Origin of the sequence: Fibrobacter sp. UWB11, from assembly GCF_900143015.1 — a bacterium.
Lineage (GTDB): Bacteria > Fibrobacterota > Fibrobacteria > Fibrobacterales > Fibrobacteraceae > Fibrobacter.
Genome location: NZ_FSRT01000001.1, coordinates 504,686 through 528,423, shown reverse-complemented (window position 1 = coordinate 528,423; position 23,738 = coordinate 504,686). Strand labels below are relative to the sequence as shown.

Annotated in this window: 18 protein-coding genes; 16 read left to right on the top strand and 2 right to left on the bottom strand. The window is 48.1% G+C overall.

Features of this window, described 5'->3' with window-relative positions:
- Window position 1 precedes the first annotated feature (1 nt).
- The 4 genes from BUQ91_RS02400 (at window position 2) to sufB (ending at window position 9,029) form a co-directional block, all read left to right on the top strand.
- A complete protein-coding gene (locus tag BUQ91_RS02400; RefSeq protein ID WP_074208015.1) occupies window positions 2–3,310 on the top strand; it encodes a type I restriction endonuclease subunit R in 3,309 nt (1,102 codons plus the stop codon).
- A complete protein-coding gene (locus tag BUQ91_RS02395) occupies window positions 3,307–3,987 on the top strand; it encodes a M48 family metallopeptidase (RefSeq protein WP_074208014.1) in 681 nt (226 codons plus the stop codon). The genes BUQ91_RS02400 and BUQ91_RS02395 overlap by 4 nt, the downstream gene beginning before the upstream one ends.
- Window positions 3,988–4,053: 66 nt before the next feature.
- Entirely contained in the window at window positions 4,054–7,314 is a 3,261-nt protein-coding gene (locus tag BUQ91_RS02390) for a type IA DNA topoisomerase (RefSeq protein WP_074208013.1), read from the top strand.
- A gap of 299 nt (window positions 7,315–7,613) precedes the next feature.
- The gene (sufB, locus tag BUQ91_RS02385) at window positions 7,614–9,029 is read left to right on the top strand and encodes a Fe-S cluster assembly protein SufB (RefSeq protein ID WP_074208012.1); all 1,416 of its coding nucleotides are present in this window, start codon (window positions 7,614–7,616) and stop codon (window positions 9,027–9,029) included.
- A 456-nt stretch (window positions 9,030–9,485) separates the two neighbouring features.
- Here sufB and BUQ91_RS02380 read toward each other — a convergent pair whose 3' ends face one another.
- Window positions 9,486–10,031, bottom strand: a complete 546-nt coding sequence (locus tag BUQ91_RS02380; RefSeq protein WP_072827339.1) for a DJ-1 family glyoxalase III — start codon at window positions 10,029–10,031, stop codon at window positions 9,486–9,488.
- 126 nt (window positions 10,032–10,157) lie between these two features.
- Here BUQ91_RS02380 and BUQ91_RS02375 point away from each other — a divergent pair, with 126 nt between their 5' ends.
- Both BUQ91_RS02375 and thrH read left to right on the top strand, forming a co-directional pair.
- Window positions 10,158–11,045 carry an Hsp33 family molecular chaperone HslO gene (locus BUQ91_RS02375; RefSeq protein WP_074208011.1) on the top strand — a complete coding sequence of 296 codons (888 nt, stop codon included), beginning with the start codon at window positions 10,158–10,160 and terminating at the stop codon, window positions 11,043–11,045.
- A 116-nt stretch (window positions 11,046–11,161) separates the two neighbouring features.
- Entirely contained in the window at window positions 11,162–11,779 is a 618-nt protein-coding gene (thrH, locus tag BUQ91_RS02370) for a bifunctional phosphoserine phosphatase/homoserine phosphotransferase ThrH (protein WP_014546980.1), read from the top strand.
- A gap of 148 nt (window positions 11,780–11,927) precedes the next feature.
- Here thrH and BUQ91_RS02365 read toward each other — a convergent pair whose 3' ends face one another.
- The gene (locus BUQ91_RS02365; RefSeq protein ID WP_074208010.1) at window positions 11,928–13,523 is read right to left on the bottom strand and encodes a glucuronyl esterase domain-containing protein; all 1,596 of its coding nucleotides are present in this window, start codon (window positions 13,521–13,523) and stop codon (window positions 11,928–11,930) included.
- Window positions 13,524–13,782: 259 nt separating this feature from the next.
- Here BUQ91_RS02365 and BUQ91_RS02360 point away from each other — a divergent pair, with 259 nt between their 5' ends.
- Genes BUQ91_RS02360 through nuoL form a run of 10 tightly spaced genes read left to right on the top strand, consistent with a single transcriptional unit; the run spans window position 13,783 to window position 23,732 of the window.
- On the top strand, window positions 13,783–15,930 hold the full coding sequence (locus BUQ91_RS02360) for a RelA/SpoT family protein (RefSeq protein WP_074208009.1): 2,148 nt from the start codon (window positions 13,783–13,785) through the stop codon (window positions 15,928–15,930).
- Window positions 15,927–16,520, top strand: coding sequence for a hypothetical protein (locus BUQ91_RS02355; protein ID WP_074208008.1), 594 nt, complete (start codon window positions 15,927–15,929; stop codon window positions 16,518–16,520). Before BUQ91_RS02360 ends, BUQ91_RS02355 begins: the two co-directional genes overlap by 4 nt.
- 26 nt (window positions 16,521–16,546) lie before the next feature.
- Window positions 16,547–16,927, top strand: a complete 381-nt coding sequence (locus tag BUQ91_RS02350; RefSeq protein WP_074208007.1) for an NADH-quinone oxidoreductase subunit A — start codon at window positions 16,547–16,549, stop codon at window positions 16,925–16,927.
- Window positions 16,918–18,177, top strand: coding sequence for an NADH-quinone oxidoreductase subunit NuoB (nuoB, locus tag BUQ91_RS02345; protein ID WP_074208006.1), 1,260 nt, complete (start codon window positions 16,918–16,920; stop codon window positions 18,175–18,177). Before BUQ91_RS02350 ends, nuoB begins: the two co-directional genes overlap by 10 nt.
- A complete protein-coding gene (locus BUQ91_RS02340) occupies window positions 18,174–19,310 on the top strand; it encodes an NADH-quinone oxidoreductase subunit D (protein WP_074208005.1) in 1,137 nt (378 codons plus the stop codon). Before nuoB ends, BUQ91_RS02340 begins: the two co-directional genes overlap by 4 nt.
- 3 nt (window positions 19,311–19,313) lie before the next feature.
- Window positions 19,314–20,435, top strand: a complete 1,122-nt coding sequence (locus tag BUQ91_RS02335; protein WP_083601112.1) for a complex I subunit 1/NuoH family protein — start codon at window positions 19,314–19,316, stop codon at window positions 20,433–20,435.
- 1 nt (window position 20,436) lies between these two features.
- Window positions 20,437–20,910, top strand: a complete 474-nt coding sequence (locus BUQ91_RS02330; protein ID WP_074208004.1) for a NuoI/complex I 23 kDa subunit family protein — start codon at window positions 20,437–20,439, stop codon at window positions 20,908–20,910.
- 38 nt (window positions 20,911–20,948) lie between these two features.
- Window positions 20,949–21,482, top strand: a complete 534-nt coding sequence (locus BUQ91_RS02325) for an NADH-quinone oxidoreductase subunit J family protein (protein ID WP_254842212.1) — start codon at window positions 20,949–20,951, stop codon at window positions 21,480–21,482.
- Window positions 21,479–21,784, top strand: coding sequence for an NADH-quinone oxidoreductase subunit NuoK (gene nuoK / locus BUQ91_RS02320; protein ID WP_014546971.1), 306 nt, complete (start codon window positions 21,479–21,481; stop codon window positions 21,782–21,784). The genes BUQ91_RS02325 and nuoK overlap by 4 nt, the downstream gene beginning before the upstream one ends.
- The gene (nuoL, locus tag BUQ91_RS02315) at window positions 21,777–23,732 is read left to right on the top strand and encodes an NADH-quinone oxidoreductase subunit L (RefSeq protein ID WP_074208002.1); all 1,956 of its coding nucleotides are present in this window, start codon (window positions 21,777–21,779) and stop codon (window positions 23,730–23,732) included. Before nuoK ends, nuoL begins: the two co-directional genes overlap by 8 nt.
- Window positions 23,733–23,738: the final 6 nt, after the last annotated feature.

The following is a 23,738-nucleotide window of genomic DNA, read 5'->3' as shown; positions in this document are numbered from 1 at the left end:
TATGTCAGAGTATTTAAGCGTCGAAAAACCGTTTTTAGAAAAACTAAGAGAAATTGGCTGGAGAGTTATTGACCATGGCAATAACGGCATTCCTCAAGACCCCACTGTATCACTCCGAACTAATTTCAATGATTGGGCTTTAAAATCCGTCTTCTCAGAAAAAGTAAAAGACCTGAATAATTGGATTACTGACGAACAGGTTGAACAGTGTTGGGACAAAATCATAACCCAGCATGGAAAGCTTTTGGAAGTCAACGAATCTACCTTCACAATGCTTCGCAAAGGTATACCCCTTGAAGGGAAAAACGAAGCAACAGGAGAAGAAAATCCTACAGTTCAACTAGTCGCCTTTGGTAAAGACTATGAGAAGAATGACTTTACCGCAATCAACCAATTTAGAATCAATACACCAGGAACTGCAAAACCGTTCATTATTCCTGACATCGTCTGCTTTGTCAATGGACTCCCTTGGATCGTAATTGAATGTAAAGACGAAGATGTCGCGGAACCAATGAGCGAAGCATTTGACCAGATTCAGCGATATGCAAATCTTAGAAATGACGAAGAAGATGAATACGCTGAAGTAGAGGGAAAAGAACAGCTTTACTATCCGAATCTTTTTAGTGTAATTACACATGGTAAAGAAGCTCGATTTGGAACTATCTCTTCTGACTTCGATTTTTACTATAACTGGCGAGACATTTTCCCAGAAGAATACAGAACCATAGATATCGGCGATGACGAACAAAGCGTTCGCCAAGAAGTAATAATCCGTGGCATGTTCAATAAGGAAATCTTAATTGACTTGCTTCAGAACTTTACACTCTTCATGACTTTAAAAGCCGGGAACAAGATAAAGGTTCTTGCCCGTTACAACCAATATCGTGCAACAGGAAAGATGATTGAACGATTGAAAGCTGGTAAGACATGGCAAGAGCGAAGTGGCGTTATCTGGCATACACAGGGTTCTGGAAAAAGTCTTACAATGGTTTTCCTTGTAAAAAAGATGCGCTCAACCTTTGAACTCAAAGGATTCAAAATTCTTATGGTTGTTGACCGCCTTGATTTGGAAGGCCAACTTTTAGCAAATGCCAAACTTACAGGCGAAGCTCCTGAAAAACCGATTGCAACAAAATCTAGAGGTGCAAACGATAATTATCCAATTCTTGCCGATTTGGCCGATAACACGCCAGACCTAAATCTGGTCATGATTCATAAATTTGGAGACAATCAGCAATATACACCGGAGTACCTTGCAAAGCACGATTTAGTTCCCGTTTATGAAAAACTGGAACTCATAAATTCAAGTGACAAGATACTTATTCTCATCGACGAGGCTCATCGTACGCAAGGTGGTGATATGAATGCAGCCTTGTTCCAGGCATTCCCTAATGCTAGCCGTATTGGTTTTACTGGCACGCCGTTAATGAAAAAAACGGACAGGCTTTCTACAAGTCAGCGTTTTGGACAACCTGATGAACGGTACATCGACACTTACAAAATGAATGACGCTGTAAGCGATCATGAAACAGTAGATATCAAATACATTGGCAAAGTTGTCACTTCTGATCTTGATGACAGCGAAGGCTTTGCTCAGGCTTTTGAAGAAATATTCAATGCTCGTACCGAAAAAGAACGACTTGAAATCATGAAACGATATGGTGGAATGGAAGCCTATCTTGAAAGTAACGATCGAGTAAAACGAATCAGTGAAGATTTATTCGCGCATTACGTTACAGAAGTTCTTCCAAATGGCTTCAAGGCAATGGTCGTAAGTTCAAGCATCACCGCAGCCTGTCGCTACAGTGTTCAACTTCGTAAACTTATCACAAAGCAATTGGAAATTGAACAGGCTAAACCTATAGACGAACAGGATGAATACGTCATCAACAGATTGAACAAGCTTCAGGTAAAAACGGTTATTTCAAGTCCTGGAAATAATGCAGAAGCTTATATCCTTAAAGAATACAAGGAAGGGTGTTCAAAGGGCGTTTTGGAATCGTTCTGTAAAAATTATTCGGACGAAATAGGTAAAGAAGACTCAAACATTGGCATTCTCTGTGTTTGTGACCGTTTGCTAACAGGTTTTGATGCACCTATCTTGCAGGTTATGTATCTTGATAAAAATCTACGAGAACAGAATCTCATGCAAGCGATAGCCCGTGTAAACAGAACGAAAAAGCATAAAGACCATGGTATTGTGGTTGATTACTTTGGTGTCCTTAAAAACCTACAAAAAGCACTTGGAATTTATACAGACCAAGATAAGGAAGAAGCAAAACTCGAACTTGATGATTTTGATAAATACTTCTCAAATATTGCAAAGGAAAAGCCAGAGCTTGAACTTCGCTACAATGCGTTAATTCAGTTTTTTTCTGATACTTTAAAAATTGCAAATGCAACTGGATATTTTGACCAGACTTTGTCCTCAGAAGACGATACTAAATTCGTGAATGAAGTTCTTGAGGCCATGAAAAAGGTGGAATATCGAGCAAAGTTTGATACACTTTTGGGAAGATATTTAAGTCAAATTGATTTATTGTTCTCCGAAGTTGATGTTCAGCAGGCTCATTGGATTCGAGCAAAACGCCTTGGATACCTTGTTTATCGTATCGGCTATTTCTTCCATGATAAAACAATGGACTTGAAATTTGCAAGCCGTAAAGTTCGTCAGTTGATTGATAAATACGTGAAAAGTACAGGAGTTGACACCAAATTTTCTCAGATGGAAATTATGAGTGACGACTTTGTTAAAATAAAGAGTGACTACAAAAATCAAAAGTCGCAAGCTTCAGCTATCGAATACGCTTTACGATATCATATTAAAGTAATCCTCGGTTCAAAGGATCCGGGACTTTATCAAAAGTTTAATACGAGTATTAACAGTATTCTTCAAACATACAAAGACAACTGGGAAGCCCAAATTTCTGAATTTGAAGAGCTCCAAAAAGAATTAGCTTCTGGAGAAAAAAAGGACACCCGTTTTAAATCTGTACAACCCGCATTCCATAACATTCTGACTAGTTTTGTTCCTGAAGCGGAAAAGAATAAAGAAATAGATGATAAACTCGCAAAACTTGTTATAGAAAATATTTGGCCTAAAGTATGTGAGTATATAAAAATCGACCATCTATGGAAAAAGCCCGCAGAAACCCAAAAATTGCAGGATGCAATGGCTAAGGAGCTGCGTATGAGCGGATTTAAGGAACTTAAAGACCAAAACAAAGAAATTTCATTACAATTCCAGAATCTTTGTAAGAGTAACTACAATGAACTTCTAAAATTTGTTAAAACCAAGGTAGCAAATTGAACTGGAAAGGCCAGCAAGTAGCAGTAGTTCGCTCAAAAAGAAAAAAAACTGCTTCAATAATGATAGAACGAGATGGTTCTATTTCCGTTCTTGTGCCCGAAAATATGAATGAAAACTTGATAATTGAAATTCTTGATTCAAAAGAATATTCAATTATCAAGAATCAAACACTTTGGCATATTGCAAATGATGGTAAAGAAACCCATCCATTTGTAAATGGACAGACATTTATGTTTAAAGGGCAGAATTATGCTTTGATTTATAAAGACAAAGCCTCTGCAGAAGTTGAATTTGTAGATGATTCGTTTCTTATGAATTCAAGTGTAAAAGACCCTCACGCTGCTTTTGAGAAATTCTATAAATCCGAATGCAGAAAGTTTTTAACAGAGCGGTTTGAAGTTTACAAAAACAAGATTCCTGTTCAGCCACAAAAAATCGGAGTAAGACAAATGTCTACGAGATGGGGATCTTGCACACCGAGTGGTAATGTCAATATTAATTGGAACTGCGTAATGGCGCCTCAATTTGTATTCGACTATATTTTGGTGCATGAATTAGTGCACTTAAAATACCATAGGCACAACAACGATTTTTGGCAGACAGTAGGATTTATCATCCCAGATTTTGAAATGGCTAAGGATTGGTTATTGAGAAACGGCGTGAAAATGGTGATATAAAGCATCTAGTAAGTAAATAGACTAAAATCCCTAAAAACTCAAAAATTTTATATCTTTTCGGCAATTATGATTTTACTCGTCGCCGAAAAACCTTCTGTTGCCAATCAGCATTACAAGCCAATGTTGGAGCGTATTGAGGGTGAAAAGTTTACACAAGGCGACGGATGCCTGATCGGCAAGAACCATTGCATCACGTGGTGCGTGGGTCACTTGATTACGCTTGCTCCGCTGGACGCCTATCCCGGTTTCGAGGGCGGTTGGCGACTTTCGAACTTGCCGCTTTTGCCCGAAAAATTCAAGTTGATGGAAATCGAGAGCACGCGAAAGCAGCTTGCTGTGGTGCGCGACATGATGTCGAAGGCAGACGTGCTTGTGAACGGCGCGGACGCGGGCCGTGAAGGTAATTTGATTTTCGACTTGATTCTCGACTACACGCCGGACTTTCGCAAAAAGCAGATCAAGCGCTTGTGGGTGAACAGCTATGTGGCGAAAGATTTGGACAAGGCTTGGAAGAATCTGGAAGACGCTACAGAGCGTTTGAACTTGAGCTATGCGGCAAGGCTCCGCCAGCGTGCCGACTGGATGGTCGGGCTGAATGCAACTCGTGCATACACGCTCACTGCCGGGCGCGGAAAGATGATTTCTGTGGGGCGCGTGCAGACACCGACGCTCAACCTAGTCGTGGAACGCGATGCGATTGTCGAGCAGTTCAAGGAACTGTTTTATTACAGCGTTGTAGGAACGTGGAAAGGGTTCCAGGCGCAGTATGTAAGATATGAAAAGAAAGAAGTAAAAGGCGATTCCGGCTCGGAGGCCGGAATGACAATGCAAGAGATTGCTTCGGGGGACACGCCCCCTCGCAATGACAAATCAGCCCCATCGGACAAGCAAAGCAATCTCAAAGTTGCGATTTTCGAGAAAGAAGAGCCGGCGCAAGCAGTTATAGACAAATGCTCACCACCGGAAGAAGCGACGATTGCAAAGATCGACATCCAGCAGAAAAAGCAGTTCCCGCAAAAACCGTTCGACTTGACGGAACTGCAAAAAGAGGGCAACAAGCGTTTTAAATACAGCGCCCAACAAGTTCTGGATTGCGCACAAAACTTGTACGAAAAGAAGTTGCTCACCTACCCGCGTACAGACTCGCAATATCTGCCAGACACGATGCAGCAAGAAGCTTACGCTCTTGCACAAAGACTAGCCACACCGCAAGAAAAATCCGTCATGCGTAGCGGCAACGAAAACTTTGTCTTCATCAACTCTAGTAAAGTCACGGACCACTTTGCCATCATCCCTACGGGGGAAGAGCCGCAAAATCTCCCTGAAATGGAAGAGAACATCTACAAGCTCGCAAAGGAACGCTTTGTGCAGGCATGGCTCAAGCCGTATGTCTGGAGTGAAATGGAGGTGCTGTTAGAGGCTGGCAACGAGAAAGGCGATTCCGGCACTGAGGCCGGAATGACAGCTGAGGCGAGAGTCTCGCCAGAACTGTTCCGTTTAAAGCTCAAGCGGAATGAAGATTTGGGATTCCGCGCACTGGTCAAGGAAGAAAAGAAGAAACCGTCGAAAAAGAAAAAAGGCGATGCCGGAACAGAGTCCGGCATGACAAGTGAAGCGAAGGGAGCAGATGCCGAAGGCAAAGGCGATGGCGATGATATCACGAATATCGTCGAGACATTCCCGGAATGGAATCTTGGGGACCATGCGCCATTTGACAGCTTGGAACTGCAAAAGAAAAAGAAGAGCAAGCCCAAGTACTTCACCGAAGCAACACTCCTCGCCGCAATGAAAACGGCTGGCAAGCAAATCGAAAACGAAGAACTTGCCGAAGCCATGAAAGAACGCGGTCTCGGAACGCCAGCCACGCAAGCAGGCATCATCGAGACGCTCAAAAAGCGCGGATTCATCGAAGCGCAAAAGAATTACCTTGTCAGCACCCAGCGCGGACGCGAAGTCATCGCGCTTATGGACGAGAAAGTCAAATCGCCCGAAATGACTGGCGAATGGGAATTCAAGCTTTCGCAAGTCGAAAAAGGCAAACTCACGCCAATAGAATTCCGCGACGGCATCGTGAATTACGTCAAGGAACTCTTCGAACATCTGCGTCAAAAATACGGCAGCCAGTTTGAACGAGAAACCGTCACTGATGCGATTCCCTGCCCGAAATGTTCTAGCCCACTCGAAATTGCGCCGTGGGGCTATGTCTGCAAAAACGAAGAATGCGGTTTCAAGGCGGGCCACACCATTGCAGGCCGCACACTGAGCCACGCCGAAATGGCGACACTCCTCAAAACAGGCAAGTCCGATTTGCTCAGCGGATTCAAGAGCAAAAAAGGAACAACATTCAGCGCCACGCTCACATTAGGCGATGACGGCAACATCGGCTTTGAATTTTCCGATGACGCCCGCGCCAAAACGCCGACCAATTACAAGTGTCCCAAGTGCGGCAAGACGCTTTTGGATTCCGGGAACCGCCTCATCTGCGAAGGGAGCGACATCACCACATCGAATAACGAAAATGGCGACCCGACGCTTACGCCGGACACAGCCCCGACTTGCGACTTCGTTTTCTACAAAACGATTGCCGGGCACGTCATGAGCGATACGGAAATTGCAGAACTTTTCAGCAATGGTACAACCGAAATCATCAGCGGATTCTTGACCAAGAAAGGCACGACTTTCAACGCCAAAGTCGTCTGGGACAAGGATTTCAAGACGACATTCGCTTTCGAAAACGATGGACATTTCCACGGCACCGAAACTAAGTTCAACTGTCCGCTCTGCAAAAAGAAACTCGAAGAAAACAAGAACGCCATTTTCTGCCCCGCTTGTAACTTCACCTTGTTCAAATCCGTTGCGGGCAAAAAGCTCCGCGTAGCAGACATCAAGGCTCTCCTCACCGGCGGCAAGACCGAACTTTTAACCGGATTCAAGAGCAAGAAAGGGACTGAATTCGATGCCTACTTAAAGCTCGGCGAAGACGGTCGCACGAATTTTGAATTTGTCCATAGAGACCTCCCCTGCCCTTGTTGCGGCGACCAGCTGCGATTCCGTAGCGGCACGACCACGCAAACGCCAAACGGCGAAGTGCAAACGCTTGCGGCATACGTGTGCATGAACCCCGCCTGCAATTACGGGATTCCCAAGACGTTCTTCCAGCGTGAATTCAAAGACGAAGAAGTCGAAACGCTTTTAAAGAACAAATCCACACCCATCCTTGAACCGTTCAAGAAAAATGACACAACGTTCAGGGCAGCACTAGAACTCCGCGAAGGCGGCAAGATTGCGTTCAACAAGCTCACCGTAGAAGTGATTAAGAAAGGGTAAACCCTTAGACCCGCATTATGCGGGCGGGGCCCCAGCTCAGAGTTGCGAAGGCCGCACGGGCCCCTCCCTGCACCCTCCCCATCCTTGGCCGACGCTTCCATTCTTCCAACACTGAATTTCAATCCTTTATAAAAACAAATCTTCTCGCTATATACCGTTTTTTATTCTATTGATTCAATCAACATATAATCGCTACGACTAGCCTACATTATTTATAGGTTAATATGGAAATAGCGTTATCACATTTTGAACTGCTCCCACATTTTACTATCTTTGCACTCGTTTAAAGCGGGTTAAAGATGAGCGAAAATTACAAATACGGATTTGTCACTGATATTGAAAACGAAGCCTTCGAAAAAGGTCTTAACGAGGATATCATCCGCAGGGCGTCAGCGCTCCGTGGCGAACCGCAGTTCATGCTCGATTTCCGCTTGAAGGCTTACGAAAAGCTCAAGACGATGGAACAGCCCAACTGGGGCGAGCTCCACTTCAATCCTGTCGATTTGCAGGACATCGTCTATTACTCCGCACCGAAGACCAAGAAGAGCCACGAAAAGATCGAAGATGTCGATCCGGAACTCTTGGCGACTTTTGAAAAGCTCGGCATCCCGCTCGACGAACAGAAGCGTCTTGCAAACGTTGCCGTCGATGCCGTGTTCGATTCCGTCAGCATTTACACAAGCCACAAGAAGAAGCTCATGGAAATGGGCATCATCTTCTGCTCCATCAGCGACGCCATCAAGGAATACCCGGAACTCATCGAGGAATATCTAGGTAGCGTGGTCCCCGCTGGCGACAACTACTTTGCAGCTCTCAACAGCGCAGTCTTTGGCGACGGAAGCTTCGTCTACATTCCGCCTGGAGTCAAGTGCCCAATGGACCTTTCCACCTACTTCCGCATCAACAACAAGGAAGCAGGCCAGTTCGAACGCACGCTGATTATCGCCGATGACGACGCGAGCGTGAGCTACCTCGAAGGCTGTACCGCTCCGGAATTTTCGAGCAAGCAACTCCATAGCGCCATTGTGGAACTCGTGGCCAAAGAAAACGCCAAAATCAAATATTCTACCGTGCAGAACTGGTACGCGGGCGACCGCGAGACGGGAGCCGGCGGTGTCTATAACTTTGTTACAAAGCGCGGCAAGTGTGCCGGCAAAAACAGCCGCATCAGCTGGACCCAAGTCGAAACGGGTTCTGCCATCACGTGGAAGTACCCGAGCTGCATCTTGCAAGGCGACAATTCCGTCGGTGAATTCTACAGCGTGGCCCTCACGAACGGCCACATGCAGGCAGACACCGGCACGAAGATGATCCACATCGGCAAGAACACCAAGAGCACGATTATTTCTAAGGGCATCAGCGCCGATTGCTCCAGCAACGCCTACCGCGGCGAAGTGAGCATCCGCAAGTCCGCTACAGGCGCCCGCAACTACACCCAGTGCGACAGCATGCTTGTCGGTACCAAGAGCGCCGCCCACACGTTCCCCTACATCACCGTCGCAAACGCAAGCGCCCAGACCGAGCACGAAGCTACGACCAGCCGCATCAGCGAAGACCAGCTGTTCTACTTCGAGAGCCGCGGCATCAAGCGCGAAGACGCCATCCAAGCGATGGTGGGCGGATTCTGCAAAGATGTGTTCAAGGAACTCCCTGGCGAGTTCGCCACAGAGGCCCGCCAACTGTTGACTTTAAAACTCGAACATAGCGTAGGCTAATGACCATTAGCCTTTATAAACTATAGCCAAAGTGCATAGAAACTATCAAAAGCGCGCTGCAACAACCAATGCAACGCGTTTTTTGTGTTTATTGGCGAAAATCGAATTGTAGACCGGAACCTTTAGTTCCAATTCAACAATCAAATCGAAAAACTTACCCCTAAATCACCTCAAAACTGTTGACTTTTTATTCAAAAAAAAGGAAAGGGCCGGAAATTTTAGTTTCCGACCCTTATTGGTGTATATGGAGTACTTTATATATAGCATTTTTTACAATACAAAGTGTCATGTGAACCCTATTTTTAATAAAAAAATATTATCTCAAACAAACATTGTCCTTATAAACAGACGAACACCTCAACGAATAAACAAAATATTAACCATATATGAAAATCCCCCACAGAACTGTAGGGGATTTCGAATAACAACAAAGTCTATAATTATGGTACAAACAACCTAGCGAGCAACAATTTGCTTTCTGATTTGTTCGTACAAATCGGTGCTACCAATTACAGCAATGCACTTTAGAGCAAATTCTTCGGCCGTACCCGGGCCACGGCTCGTAATGATGTTTCCGTCAACAACCACGCGTTCCTCAGAGAATTCACGACATACAAGTTCAGCTTCACATCCTGGATAGCAAGTTGCCTTGCGGTCTACGAGGATTCGAGCTTTGCTCAAAATGGTCGGAGCAGCACAAATAGCAAGGACCCACTTGTTATCGTCATTTAAGCTGCAAACGGTATTTTCAACAGCGGCACTTGCCTTGAGATTCCGCACGCCAACACCGCCACCCGGCAAGAAAACGGCATCAAAGTCGGTCGGTTCAAGTTTGCTCAACGCCACATCGGCCTGAATTTTAAGTCCATGAAGACCATCAACGATGTCAGCCCCCGAAACGGATGCAATTGTCACCTTAAAGCCAGCACGACGCCACAAATCTACAGGAACCACGAATTCCGTTTCTTCAAATCCATCTGCAAGCAACACAAGAATCTGCATATAACCTCCAATTAATTACTTAGTTATTATAGCTTTTTTCACCTATAATTATCGCTTTTTGTTGAAAATATTACGTTTATAGCCACCCCCTATGGCAAGTCCCTAGTTAAATTCTATATTTGCGACATGAATTTCAAAGATAGAATCATCCGCGCCACAGGCAAAAAAACGCCTTTCCGCCTTATTGTGGTCGATTTAACGGAGACCATGAATGATATCGGCCGTCATCACGACGCCAAAGGTTTCGCCCTCAAGCTGCTTGCCGAAAACTCCATTGCAAGTATTTTCCTTAGCGCAGGCCTCAAATTCGCGGGAACAGTTTCTTACATAACCTCATTCGGTGGAGAAATCACAAAGATCCAGACCGATTCCACGCCAATGGGCCTTGTCCGCGCCATGATTCCGCAGGCAGAACTCCAAGCCATAGGAGCAAACGAACCTGCGCTTGTTCCGCAACATGTAAGCGTTGTCAAGTTGAACGAACTGGGCAAGCGAGTTCACGAAAGTATTATCGAAGCGCCCTCCGTTTCGATGGGCCAAAACCTCGCCACATACCTCTTGCAGTCCGAACAAATCCGCTCTGCCGTGGGTATCGAAGCTCAATACAACAAGCAAGACCCGAGCAAGCTCGACTATGCAGCAGGCTTCTACATCGAAGCGTTCCCGGACCTCGAAGACAAGGATATCAACCTTATCGAAGTCATCGTGCAAAACCTCCCGAAGTTCTGCGACATGTACAAGGCAGACAAGGGATTCGATCTTGACGAACTTTTAGACCAGCTCCGCGGCCCGTACGACATCGAAGTGGTGCGCGAAATTGACCCAAAGCCGTTCTGCCCGTGCAGCAAGGACCGCATGCTTGCTACACTTGCAACGCTCCCACTCAAGGACTTGCAGGAACTCAGCAGCGAAAACAAGGATTTGAACGTTGTCTGCGACTTCTGCCGCACAAACTATACGATTACACCTGCCGACATGCAAGAAATTATTGCAGAGAGGAAAAAAAGTTCCTAGTCCGAAGTTACTAGTTACTAGAGATCCTTCGACTTCGCTCAGGATGACACAGCAACTAGTTCTCTGACAAACAATAAAACTATTAACTAGTAACTATCAACTAATAACTAATCACTATGTTTACTAAGCAATGTGTTGTCACTCTTGACCTGGAAGGCGTTCTTGCGCCAGAAATCTGGATTGCCGTCGCCGAAAAGACGGGCATCAAGGACCTCCGCCTCACCACTCGCGACATCCCCGACTACGATGTGCTCATGAAGGGCCGCATCAAGATTCTCGAACGCGAGAACATCAAGCTCTCTGACATCCAGAACGTGATTGCAAATCTCGGACTCCTCGACGGCGCCCGCGACTTTATGGACACGCTCCGTGACGAAGCCCAGGTAATCATCCTCTCGGATACGTTCCAGGAATTCGCCTATCCCATCATGAAGAATCTCGGATTCCCGACGATTTTCTGCCACAATCTCGTAGTCGAAAACGACATGATCAAGGGTTACCACTTGCGCATGAGCGACCAGAAGACGAAGGTCGTAAAGCATTTGCAGGAACTCAACTTCAAAGTGTTTGCCTCGGGCGATTCCTTCAACGACACGGGCATGCTCAAGCAGGCCGACAAGGGCTGTTTCTTCTGCGCTCCGGATTCCATCGTGGCACAGTTCCCGCAGCTCGAAGCCACAAAGACCTACGCAGAACTTTTGGACAAATTCCACAAGTTCCAGGATTCGCTGTAAAAAAAGCACAACGTATACAAAAACCGTCGACACAATGTCGGCGGTTATTTTTTATAATCAGTCAACGGTCATTAGTCAATGGTCAATAGTCATTAGAAAAAACAACCAATAACTAATAACCAATGACTAACAACTAACGACTAAAAAACTACTTCAAGCTAGGCGTTTCCCAATCAATCCATTCAGACTTTTTGAAGTTGATGGTTTGAGTATTCTTGGTGTAGTCAATCTTACCCGTCTTGGCATCCTTGCCGAGCAAGAACTTGTTCATAAAGTCCTTGACTTCGTCAAACTGCCCGTTCGGAAGCTGGCAGTGACCATGACCGCCTTCCTGGCTGTAGGTGTAATTTTCCGTTGCACCGAGAGCGTCATAAACTTCCTTAGAAGCTTGTCCGCAATAGTTCGACGGAACTTCGCCCAACCATTCCTGACCTGCATTGTCGAGAATGAGGAGCGCACGCGGAGCCACCATAGCCACCAACATGTGCTGGTCAAACGGGAGCGTATTTTCCTTGCCATCGTAGTTCTTGAAACTAGAAATCATCCACTTGCCTTCGGTACCGGCACTGCTCAAGCCCTGAACGAACTGCTTACCCTTCTGCTTGTTCACCTGAGCGCCCACACGCCAAAGCGATGCGCCACCGGAACCGGATTCCTGCGGAATCGTGAGGGCAATACGTTCATCGAATGCACCCACGGCAAGAGTACCCTTACCCCAGCGAGAGCAACCCGTCATAGCGAGGTGCTTCACATCGATACCCGCTTCAGGAGTCTTTTCGAGAGCGTCGATAATGCGGCTTACGCCCCAAGCCCATGCAATGATGGTGCCCTGTCCCTGGTTATAAAGCTGGAAGAACATACCGCCACCGCTTTCTGGAGCGACGTCATCCGGGTTAAACGTAATCTGAGCGATGTCAAGACCGTTCGTTGCGTTGCCGAGGCTTCCGCAACCGCCCATCATGCCACCGCCAAAACCGATCATCGCAGGCTTCGGCTTGTCCTTCGTACCGGCGTTGCTGATTTTCACGGAGAAACTGCCGGATTTGCCCTTGTCAGTCACCTTGATGGTGAGCTTTCCACCGGAGTAGCTGCCTTCGACCTTTTCTGGATTGCGCGGCTTTGTACCGAACATGAGCTTTTCGTACATGGCACCGATTTCTTCGCGACGGCATTTCCAATCAGCCTTGCTAGAAATACGCTTGCCATCAAGACCCATAAACGGGTCCGGCAGTTTTGCGTTGTTCACGCTTGAAGGGATATTGCCAATCTGGCATTCACTGCGATGGTCTTCGACAAATTCATTCACCGGAGACGGAGGCGTCGTTTCACTGGAACTAGAGACTTCCGGCTTTGTTGCAGACGAACTAGAATGTTGATGCCCACGGCTAGAACTAGAGACGGCATTGCTGCTGCTTTCTGGCAAAGCCTCACTGCTCGATGATAGCACAGGCCCCGCGACACTGCTACTAGATGCACCACTAGAAACCGCGGCATCAGAGCTACTCGTCGGAGATTGCACATCTGCAGAAGAATCAGGCACTTTATCTGAACTGGATCCTACGCTGTTTTCGGCGTACGAACTAGAACTCGATTCTCCACCAGAAATAATTCCAGCGGACTGACCGACCTGTTCCAAGCATTCTTTTGTTGTACATTGCGCGGCAGAAGACATAGCTTCATCGCCACACGCCCATAACCCAAAGGCAGCAACTGCCACTGGCATTACTTTTATCCACTTATTCATTGTATACCAACCCCAACAACAGCCGTGAATTCGGCGAAATTGTTGTCCTTAAAACTAATCTATTCAAAAAAAACAAGACTCGGTGTAATAATATTTTTGTTGTAAGAGTTACAACAGACTCATTCAGATGCATCTACCCGCAAACTGGAAATTTTCCATTTTTCCTTTTTTCTAGTCAAGTCGATGCTTTTTTCGTCTTATTTTTGGCATATTTTCGAAAAAAAGCCGCATAAGTATCAAATTATTAGATAAATTGAGAATGATGGATCAGGCTAAATTTACAACGAACCAAGAGCACATTGTAAGTGTGCTCCTTAAGAAGAATCCAAAACTAGACGAAGGGATTCTTAGAAAAGCTATAGCCTTTATCGCCGATGCCCATGATGGTCAATACCGCAAGAGCGGCATGCCCTACACAGAACACCCTTACGAAGTGGCCAAGATTCTTGCCGACTTAAAGCAAGACCAGGCAACGGTACTAGCAGGCTTATTGCACGACGTGGTGGAAGACACCCCGCATACCCTCAACGAAATTTCTGAACTTTTTGGCGAAGACACAGCTTTCATGGTCGATGCGGTAACAAAGATTACCGCCGTTCAGGAAGCGAGTAAGACAGCGCAAAAGGCAAGCACCTACCGTAAGCTCATTACGGCTATGGCTAAAGACCCGCGCGTCATCATGATTAAAATCGCAGACCGCATCCACAACATGCGCACCATGCGATACATGAAGCCCGAAAAGCGAAAAATTATTGCACAAGAAACACTCGACATTTACGTGCCGCTCACCCATAGGTTCGGTCTATACAAGCTGAAAACCGAACTCGAAGATTTGAGCTTTAAGTACGTAAACCCGGACGAATACCAAAAGCTTGTCGATGCGCTTATCGAGAACAAGGAAAAACGCGAAAAGTACGTGCAATCCGTGATTGGCCCTCTGCAAATCAAGATGGCTCTCGAAGATTTCGACTGCACCATTCAGGGGCGCACCAAGAACATTTACAGCATTTACAACAAGATGCTTGCGCGCGGTTGCGGATTCGAAGACATCTTCGATATTTTCGCCATCCGCATTATCGTCGAGACAATTCCGGAATGCTACCTCGCTCTAGGTTACGTACACAACCTTTGGACGCCGCTTCAAAGCCGCTTCAAAGACTACATCGCCACCCCGAAGCCGAACCTTTACCAGAGCATCCACACCACAGTCATCGGTCCCGAAAACAAGATGGTCGAAGTCCAGATCCGCACAAAGGACATGGACTTAACCGCCGAAAAGGGATTCGCCGCGCACTGGGCGTACAAGATGGAAACGCAACACGAAGGCGAAGAACTCGCCTGGCTCGACCACATGGTAAAGTTGCAATCCGAAATTTCGGACTCCAAGGAATACCTCGACTTCTTGAAGGTGGACTTGAAGCCCGAAGGCATGACTGTGTTTACCCCGAAGGGCGCATCTATTGAACTCCCCGAAGGCGCCATCGTTTTGGACTTTGCGTTCGCCGTCCACTCGGAACTCGGCCTGCATTGCATTGGCGCCCGCATCAACGACAAGGTCGTAAGCCTTGACGAACCGGTGCCGCATGGAGCCACCATCCAGATTTTAAAGAGCCCGAACCAAGAGCCGAGCCCAGAATGGCTAGAAATGGTCAAGACCATCAAGGCCAAGCAGGAACTCCGCAAGTGGATGAAGACAAGTATCATCATCCAATCGCGCAGCCTCGGTAAAGAAATTTGGACTCGCGAACTTCGCCTCCTCAAAATCGAAAAAGACAAACGTCCCAAAGACGAGGACATCCTCAAGCACTTTGGCATGACAAGCCTTAATGAATTTTTCGAAAAGATTGGTCAGGGCGAACTCCCACTCCAGGACATCCACCGTTTCTTGAATGGCGGAAACGACATTACAAAAGAAACGGCGGCACTGCGCTTTTATCCGTTATTCGGAAAAGACAAAGGAAATCCTCTTACCGACGAAATGCCGTTGATGATTGGCCAAGAAACCAGTCTCCTCATCCATTTCTCCAGTTGCTGCGGCCCTGTTCCAGGCGATAGAATTGTCGGCGTCATGCGTCCGCAAATCGGTATCGAAGTGCACAAGAGCGACTGCCCTTGCCTCAAGGATTTTCCGGAAAGCCAGCTCATTCCGGTCGATTGGAGCGCAGACGTTACAAAGCCATTTACAACGCACCTCACGATTGAAACAGACAACCGAAAGAACTTGCCACTCAGCATTTTGATGGTCTTGAAAGACGAAAACTTGGCTCTTGACCGCTTGAGCATTGCGAGCGCCCAATACACAGGTCGCATCCGCATGGAATTCAAAGCGTTCCGTAAAGACCAGGTCGATGCCATTGTGACCAAGATAAGGCAAGTCGAAGGCGTCAGAGGGGTTGAAAAAGCATGATATCGTCCCTACACCATTGCGACTACACACAAAAAAATCGCGCGTTCAACTGCCGTATGAGGAACCGCTATTACGAGGAAGTTTATTACGCTTTCCGTGCGCTGTTCCCGAACGAAATCGCAGAAGCAAAGGACTCCTCACCCGAAGAGAACAATGCCTGGTACCAGCACTTGAGCAAGGACATCAAGCGTTACGAACGACTCTTGATGACTTGTCTTGAATATGCGCAGGCTGCCATTTTCTACGGCAAGGCAGAAAATTCTTCGCTTTACTCTAAAGACAAACGCTGGGGTATTTTGCAAGAAGAAATCTTCCTCGTGCATTTTTTGCAGGAACTGCTTTCGACAACGCGCTACGTGATTGCAAGGATTGATACAGATAAAGTGTTGCAGCAATGGAGTGGGGAAATGCAAGGCATGAAATCGAGCCCGGTGGTTTATGGTTTCGTGAGTGACATTCAAGGTAAATTGAATACCATGAATGCAGGCACTATCGATGAATTTAAGGACTTGCTGAAACACGTTCTGGACCGCTTCCAGATTGGCAATACGCTGTTCGGAACCGTTCAGGACTTGCAGAATTTCTACTAATGACCATTGACTAAAAACTAACGACTATGTCTGAATACATCATTCTATCAATCTTCCTTTTTCTGGGCGCGTTTATCGCGGCGGCGGCAACCGTCACAGGCCTATTGCTAGGCTACCGCACCAAGAATACAAAGAACAAGATGGCACCGTACGAATGCGGTATGGAAACCATCGGCAACGCAAGAATTCAGTTCAAGGTGGGCTACTATCTGTTCGCCTTGCTCTTCCTCGTGTTTGATATCGAAGCGCTGTTCCTCTTCCCCGTCATGATGAACTTCAGGGAAATCATGGCTGGCCACACGGCGCTCCCGCCATCAGTCGTCGTTATCGACCTCGTCATCTTTATAGCAATTCTCGTTTCAGGTCTCGCCTACGCCTGGAAGAAAGGAATTCTCAAATGGGAATAATTAATTTAGCTCCGAAGATTCTTGACCCGATTCCCGGTGGAAAATACGTTGTCAATGCAATCGACTACGTAGTCAACTGGGCTCGTGCTAATTCTATTTGGCCGCTTACATACGGTACAAGTTGCTGCGCTATCGAAATGATGTCGAGTTCCATGGCTCGCTACGATATCGCCCGCTTTGGTTCTGAAGTGTTCCGCTCGTCCCCGCGACAAGCGGACTTGTTTATTTTGGCAGGTACAATTACCCGCCGCATGGCACCCGCCATCCAGATGCTTTGGGAACAAATTCCCGGTCCCAAGTACGTCATTGCTATGGGTGCCTGCACGATTAGCGGTGGCCCGTTCATCTACGACAACTATTCTGTTGTCCGTGGTGCACAGAACTTGATTCCGGTCGATGTGTTCGTTCCCGGCTGCCCGCCGCGCCCCGAAGCATTGTTCCATGGACTTTTGACGCTCCGCGAAAAGATTCTCAAAGAAACTTGCCGCAATCCGTGGCACGAAGGCGAACCGAAAGACGTTTCGACGATGGACCGCTATCGCGAAGCCGCAAAGACCTGGGCAGCCCTCGAAGAAATGAAAGACGAGCAAATGGCAGAAGCCCGCGCAAAATTCAAGGAAGAAAATCCGGACTACAAGAGCGCCTTCAAGCCAATTCGCGTCAAGAAGCCGGATTTTCCGGAAGTGGAACGCGTGCCGTTCAAGCGTTTGGGCCTTACACAGCAAGAACTTTTTGCAAAGCTCCGCGCCAAATTCCCGAACGTGACTGTGCATACGCGCGGTGAAGACACTCCAGAAGATGTCGTCGCCAAGATGCCTGCTGACTGCCCGCTCGAAGTCATGCTCGAAAAAGAGGACTACTTGAACGTTGTTGAATTTGTCAAGAACGATCCCGAATTCAAGATGGATTACCTCATTGACGTGACCGCGATTGACTACGATGACCACTTTGATATGGTCACAATGCTCAGAAGCCTTGAAATCGGCCACAAGATTTTCCTTTGTGTGCAAGTCAAAAAAGACTTTTCCATTGAAGAAGAAAAGCGCCCAACATCGCTTTTGGCCAGTGTCCCGACCATTTCGCACCTTTACCCCGGTGCAGAAATCAAGGAACGCGAAGTTTACGACATGTTCGGCATCAAGTTTGAAAATCACCCCGACCTTCGTCGCATTTTCTTGGACAAGGACTTCGTGGGTTACCCGCTCCGTAAAGACTTTACTCACCCGGAAATGATTAGGAGGCCTATATGAGTCATCAGTTACCTCCGGGATTTCGCCTCGAACGCAAATCGAATACTGAAGAATTTTTTATCAACATGGGCCCGCAGCACCCGAGTACTCACGGTGCTTTGCGACTCACGCTCCGCATGGACGGTGAGACCATTGTAGAAGTTGTCCCGCACTTTGGCTATATCCACCGCGGTATGGAAAAGCAAGCGGAATCGATGAGCTACTTGCAATACATCGCGATGTCGGACCGTCAGGACTATTTGACAGCTATCCAAAACAACTTGGGCGTTGTCATCGCTCTTGAAAAGGGCATGAACGTGGGCGTTCCGCTCCGTGGCGAATACATCCGCGTGATGCTCCAGGAACTTGGCCGCATTGCCTCGCACTTGGTGTTCTACGGTTGCTTTGGCGGTGACCTTGGCGGACAAACTTGCCTCTTGTTCGGCTTTAAAGAACGTGAAATGATTCACGACATGCTCGAAGAAGTGACTGGTTCACGCCTTACGACAAACTTCTTTAGACCAGGCGGAAGCCGCTATGACGTGCCGGATACATTTATCCCGCGCGTGAAAGCATTCCTCGACCACATGGAAGATACGATGAAGGACTACGAAAGATTCCTTTCGAAAAACATCATCGTGTTGGAACGTAGCATCGGCATTGGCGTTTTGAGCAAAGAAGATGCGATTGCTTACGGATGCTCTGGCCCTGTGCTCCGTGCTAGCGGCGTGAACTTTGACGTGCGCCGTGCAAACCCGTACAGCATTTACGACCAGTTCGATTTTGACGTGCCCGTATTCCATAACGGCGACTGCTATGACCGTTACCAAATCCGCATTGCAGAAATCCATCAATCGCTGAAAATTCTGCGCCAGTGCGTCGAAAAGTTCCCAGAAGGTCCGTGGCGTTCCAAGGAAAAGCCGGTGCGACTCCCCGTGGGTCGCTACTACAGCGAAATTGAAACAGCTAAAGGTCTTTACGCAACTTACGTTGTCGCCGCAACGACCGGTGAAAAGCCGTACCGCATCCACACACGCGGTCCAAGCTTCCCGCATATTGGAGCGATTAACAAGATGGCTCAAGGTCACAAGATTTCGGACCTCGTGACCATCATGGCAACTCTTGACCCCGTGATTCCGGAAATTGACAGGTAATATATGTTTGTACCTTCAGTAACACATCCTATTGGCGACTTTGTCCGTGAATGGGTTCCGCGCTTGGCAGAATATCTGCCCGCAAACATCCAGTCCGAAGACCTCAACAGCGTCGTCGCCTTCCTCATCAACGCTGTGATTTGCATTATCGCTGTTTGCGTGGTGAACATCGGCTCTGCCCCGATTCTCATTTACATGGAACGCAAGGTGTGCGCTCACGTGCAATGCCGCTTGGGCCCGATGCGTCTTGGCTGGCATGGCACAATCCAGACCATCGCGGACGTGATCAAGATGCTCTTCAAGGAAGTGTACGCTCCGAGTGGCGCTGACAAGCTCATGTTCTACTTGGCTCCGCTAATCGTCTTGATTGCACCGTTTATCGTCTGCGCCTTGATTCCATTCGACAAGAATCTCGTGGTCGCCGACGTCTCAATGGGCATCCCGCTCATCATCGCAGTGAACGGCTTTGGCGTGCTCGGCATTTTGCTTGGCGGCTGGAGCAGTAACAATAAGTATTCCTTGCTCGGTGCACTCCGCAGTGGCGCCCAGATGATCAGCTACGAAATTTCGTTTGCGATGATTCTCCTGTTCGTCGTCATGATTTCGGGTTCCACAAACCTCATGAACATTACAATGGGCCAGGAAGGAACCATTTTTGACTGGTGGATTTTCAAGATCCCGGTCCTCGGTTTCATCGCCTTCATCTTGTTCTTCATTTCCAGTACTGCCGAAATGAACCGCGCTCCGTTCGACATTGCCGAAGCAGAACAGGAACTCACGGGTGGTTACCACACGGAATACAATGGCACCCCGTTTGCCATGTTCTACCTCGCCGAATACATCGCCCTCATCACGAACTCCGCACTTGCAACCACATGCTTCCTCGGGGGATTCTTCCCGCCGTGCATCGGCATCGCCGCTGTGGACAACGTTTTGAACATGGTGCCTGGCGTTGTATGGTTCTTCGCAAAGATTTATTTTATGGTCTGGTGCTACATGATGGTCCGTTGGACGTTCGTGCGCCCGCGTGTTGACCAACTCATGGACTTTGAATGGAAGTTTTTACTGCCCGTCAACCTGGTTTTGCTAGTGGCCGGTGCAGCATTTATCGCCATCGGTGGTTAGTATGAACGAAAAAATTTCAACAATCCAATATATTAAACGCTACCTAAAGCGTTGCATTACGGGTCCGTGGAGCCTTATTTGCGGATTATCCGTGACGCTCAAGTACTTTTTCAATCCTAAGCGCATCGTTACGGAACAGTACCCCGAAAACCGCAAAACGCTCAAAATGCACGACCGCTACCGCGGCCGCCTCGAGATGATCGAAGATGCAGACGGCAACAACCACTGCACCGCTTGCGGCATGTGCGAACGTGCCTGCCCGAACGCCTCCATCAACGTGCTTGCCACAAAGAACATTGCGGGCAAGAAGGTTCTCGGACGTTACGTGTACCACTTCGCCAGTTGCACCCAGTGTGGCCTCTGCGTGGAAGCCTGCCCGTTTGGAGCCATCCGCATGAGCCCCGCTTTCGAAGTCGCGACAACCGACCCGAACGATCTCGAAATGATTTTAAATAAGAAGGAGGGACAAGGTTAATGTTCCCGGATTTGCCTTTATCATTCCCGATAGGAGGCATGGACATTGCGTTCTATGTCGTTGCACTCGTGATTCTCTTGACCGCAGTCTGCTGCGTCGCCGTCAAGAACATTTTGCAGAGTGCCGTGTTCCTCATCTTTAGCTTTGTCACGACCGCCATCCTCTACATGCTCATGCACGCGGAATTCATTGCGCTTGCCCAGGTGATGGTTTACGTGGGCGGTGTCGTGATCTTCGTGGTGTTTACGATTCTCCTCACAAGCCACTTGGGAGAAGACGCTTTCACGACAAAGATGCCGCGAATTTTCACCGCATTTGCGCTCTCCATCGCGTTTGTATTCGTGATGGTCAAATGCGTGCTGCCGACTCCGGACTTGGCAAGTGGCATCGTGAACTCCCCCGCCGACTATTCTTCACTCCAAAACTTCGCCTTGCGCTTGCTCGGTAACGATCCGAACGGATTCATCATCCCGTTTGAAATCGTGAGCGTGCTCCTCTTGATGACGCTTATTTGCGCTATCACGGTCGCCCGCCGCACCAAGGAAGATATCGAAGAGGAGGCTAGCAAATGAACCTTCTGAATTGCTTGATTCTCGCATTTTTGCTGTTCGGGATTGGCGTTTGGGGCCTGATGCGCCGCCGTCATCTCATCGGCATGCTCATTTCCATTGAGCTCATGCTGAATGCAGCAAACATCAACTTTATCAGTTTTGCCTACTTCACCGCACACGACGCGACCGCAGGCGCTCTGTTCAGTATCTTTGTCATTGCCGTGACGGCTTGCGAAATGGCCATCGCCCTTGCGATTATCGTGACCATGTACCGCCGCCACAAGAGTCTTGACGTTGACCAGTTGAGGGATCTCCATGATTAATGATATCACTCTCGGTTATTTGATTCTTTTGCTCCCGCTCCTCACGTTCGTCGTGAACGGGCTTTTCCTCGGAAACAAGTGCGCCAAAGCAGCTGCGATTTTAGCAGTCATCTGCAACGGCCTTGCATTTGCCGCCGCAGGCACACTCGCCTTCCATTACTTCAGCTCGGACTTTGCACCGCAAAAGGCGATTCTCTTTGACCACACATTCATCCCCTTCATCGGGGATTTGGTCGCAAGAATCGGCATGCTCGTAGACCCACTTTCCGTAATGATGCTCGTGGTTGTCACGTTCATCAGCTTCATGGTGAACATCTACAGCATCGGCTACATGCGCGAAGACCGTGCCGCTGGGCGTTTCTTTGCACTGCTCTCGCTGTTCAGCTTTAGCATGCTCGGGCTCGTCATTGCGACAAACCTTTTCCAGATGTTCATTTTCTGGGAACTCGTCGGCGTTTCGAGTTACTTGCTCATCGGTTTCTGGTACCACAAGCCAAGTGCTGTGAGCGCCTCCAAGCAAGCGTTCATCCTCACCCGCTTTGCCGATAGCTTCTTCTTGCTCGGCATTGTGCTCGTGAGCTACGTCGTCGGCAGTTTCGACTTTTCGACGCTCAATTCGCTCAGCCTCATCGATTTCCAGAAGCAGTTCATCAACCTAGGTCTTGTGACAATCCCGAAGTCCGAAGCGCTCGTTCTCGGTTCCATCTTGATTTTCACCGGTGGCTGGGGCAAGTCCGCCATGTTCCCGATGCATATTTGGCTCCCGAACGCCATGGAAGGTCCGACACCCGTCAGCTCTATCATTCACAGTGCAACGATGGTCGTCGCAGGCGTTTATTTGGTCGCTCGTCTGTTCCCATTCTTTGCCATTTGCGATAACGCCCTCACGCTCATCATGTGGGTGGGCGCATTCACGATGGTCTTTGCCGCAGTCATCGCTTGTACGCAAAAAGACATCAAGCGCATTCTCGCCTACTCCACGCTTTCGCAGCTCGGTTACATGATGTTTGCGCTTGGCGCTTGCAAGATTGGTCAGGTTGTCGCCGTTACCGGTTGGACAGCCTCGACATTCCACATTTTTACGCACGCCTTCTTCAAGTGCAGCTTGTTCCTCATCGCCGGTAGCCTTATTCATCAGGTCGGTACGAACGATCTCGATGCGATGGGCGGTCTCGGCAAGAAGATGAAGCTCACCTACGTTTGCACGCTCATTTCGATTCTCGCGATTTCGGGCATTCCGCCGTTCTCCGGATTCTTCTCCAAGGATGAAATCATCCTCGCCGCATTCCAGGGACATCATTACGTTGTATTCGGACTTGCACTCCTCACGAGCGGCCTCACGACATTCTACATGTTCCGTCTGTTCTTCCTCGCATTCCACGGCGCTCCGCGCCACGAAGGCGTAAAGGCAGGCCATGTTCATGAAGATTTCGCCATGACGCTCCCGATTGTAATCCTTGCGATTCCGGCTCTCTTGAGCGGTGTTTTAGGCAAGGGACTTTTCGAGAAGTTCTTTGAGCCGGGTGCGTTGCATGTTCCGCAGTTGGTGAGATTCGATCATGCCGAATGGATTCCGTTTGTAGCTGTGGGCATTGCGGTTGTCGCACTTGTAATTGCTTGGTTGCTTTATGCAAGCCCGTGGGCAAAAGTCCAACGCGCTCTCGACGAAACCAACCGCAGCGGCATCTACAAAGTCATTTACCACAAGTTCTACTTCGATGAAATGTACTACGCCGTCGTCCGCCAGTTCATCTTTGGCGGTATCGCCCGCGTTGCCCGCGCATTCAACGATTACGTGATTGAAGGACTCCTCGCCTTTACGGTCTGGTTTGTCCACAAGCTCGGTGACTTGGTCCGTTTTGCCCAAGCCGGCTACTTGCCGTTCTACTTGGGTACTTTGATTGTTGGCGTTCTCCTTTGGCGATTCTTCGGCCAGCTTCCCCTGTAAGGCGCA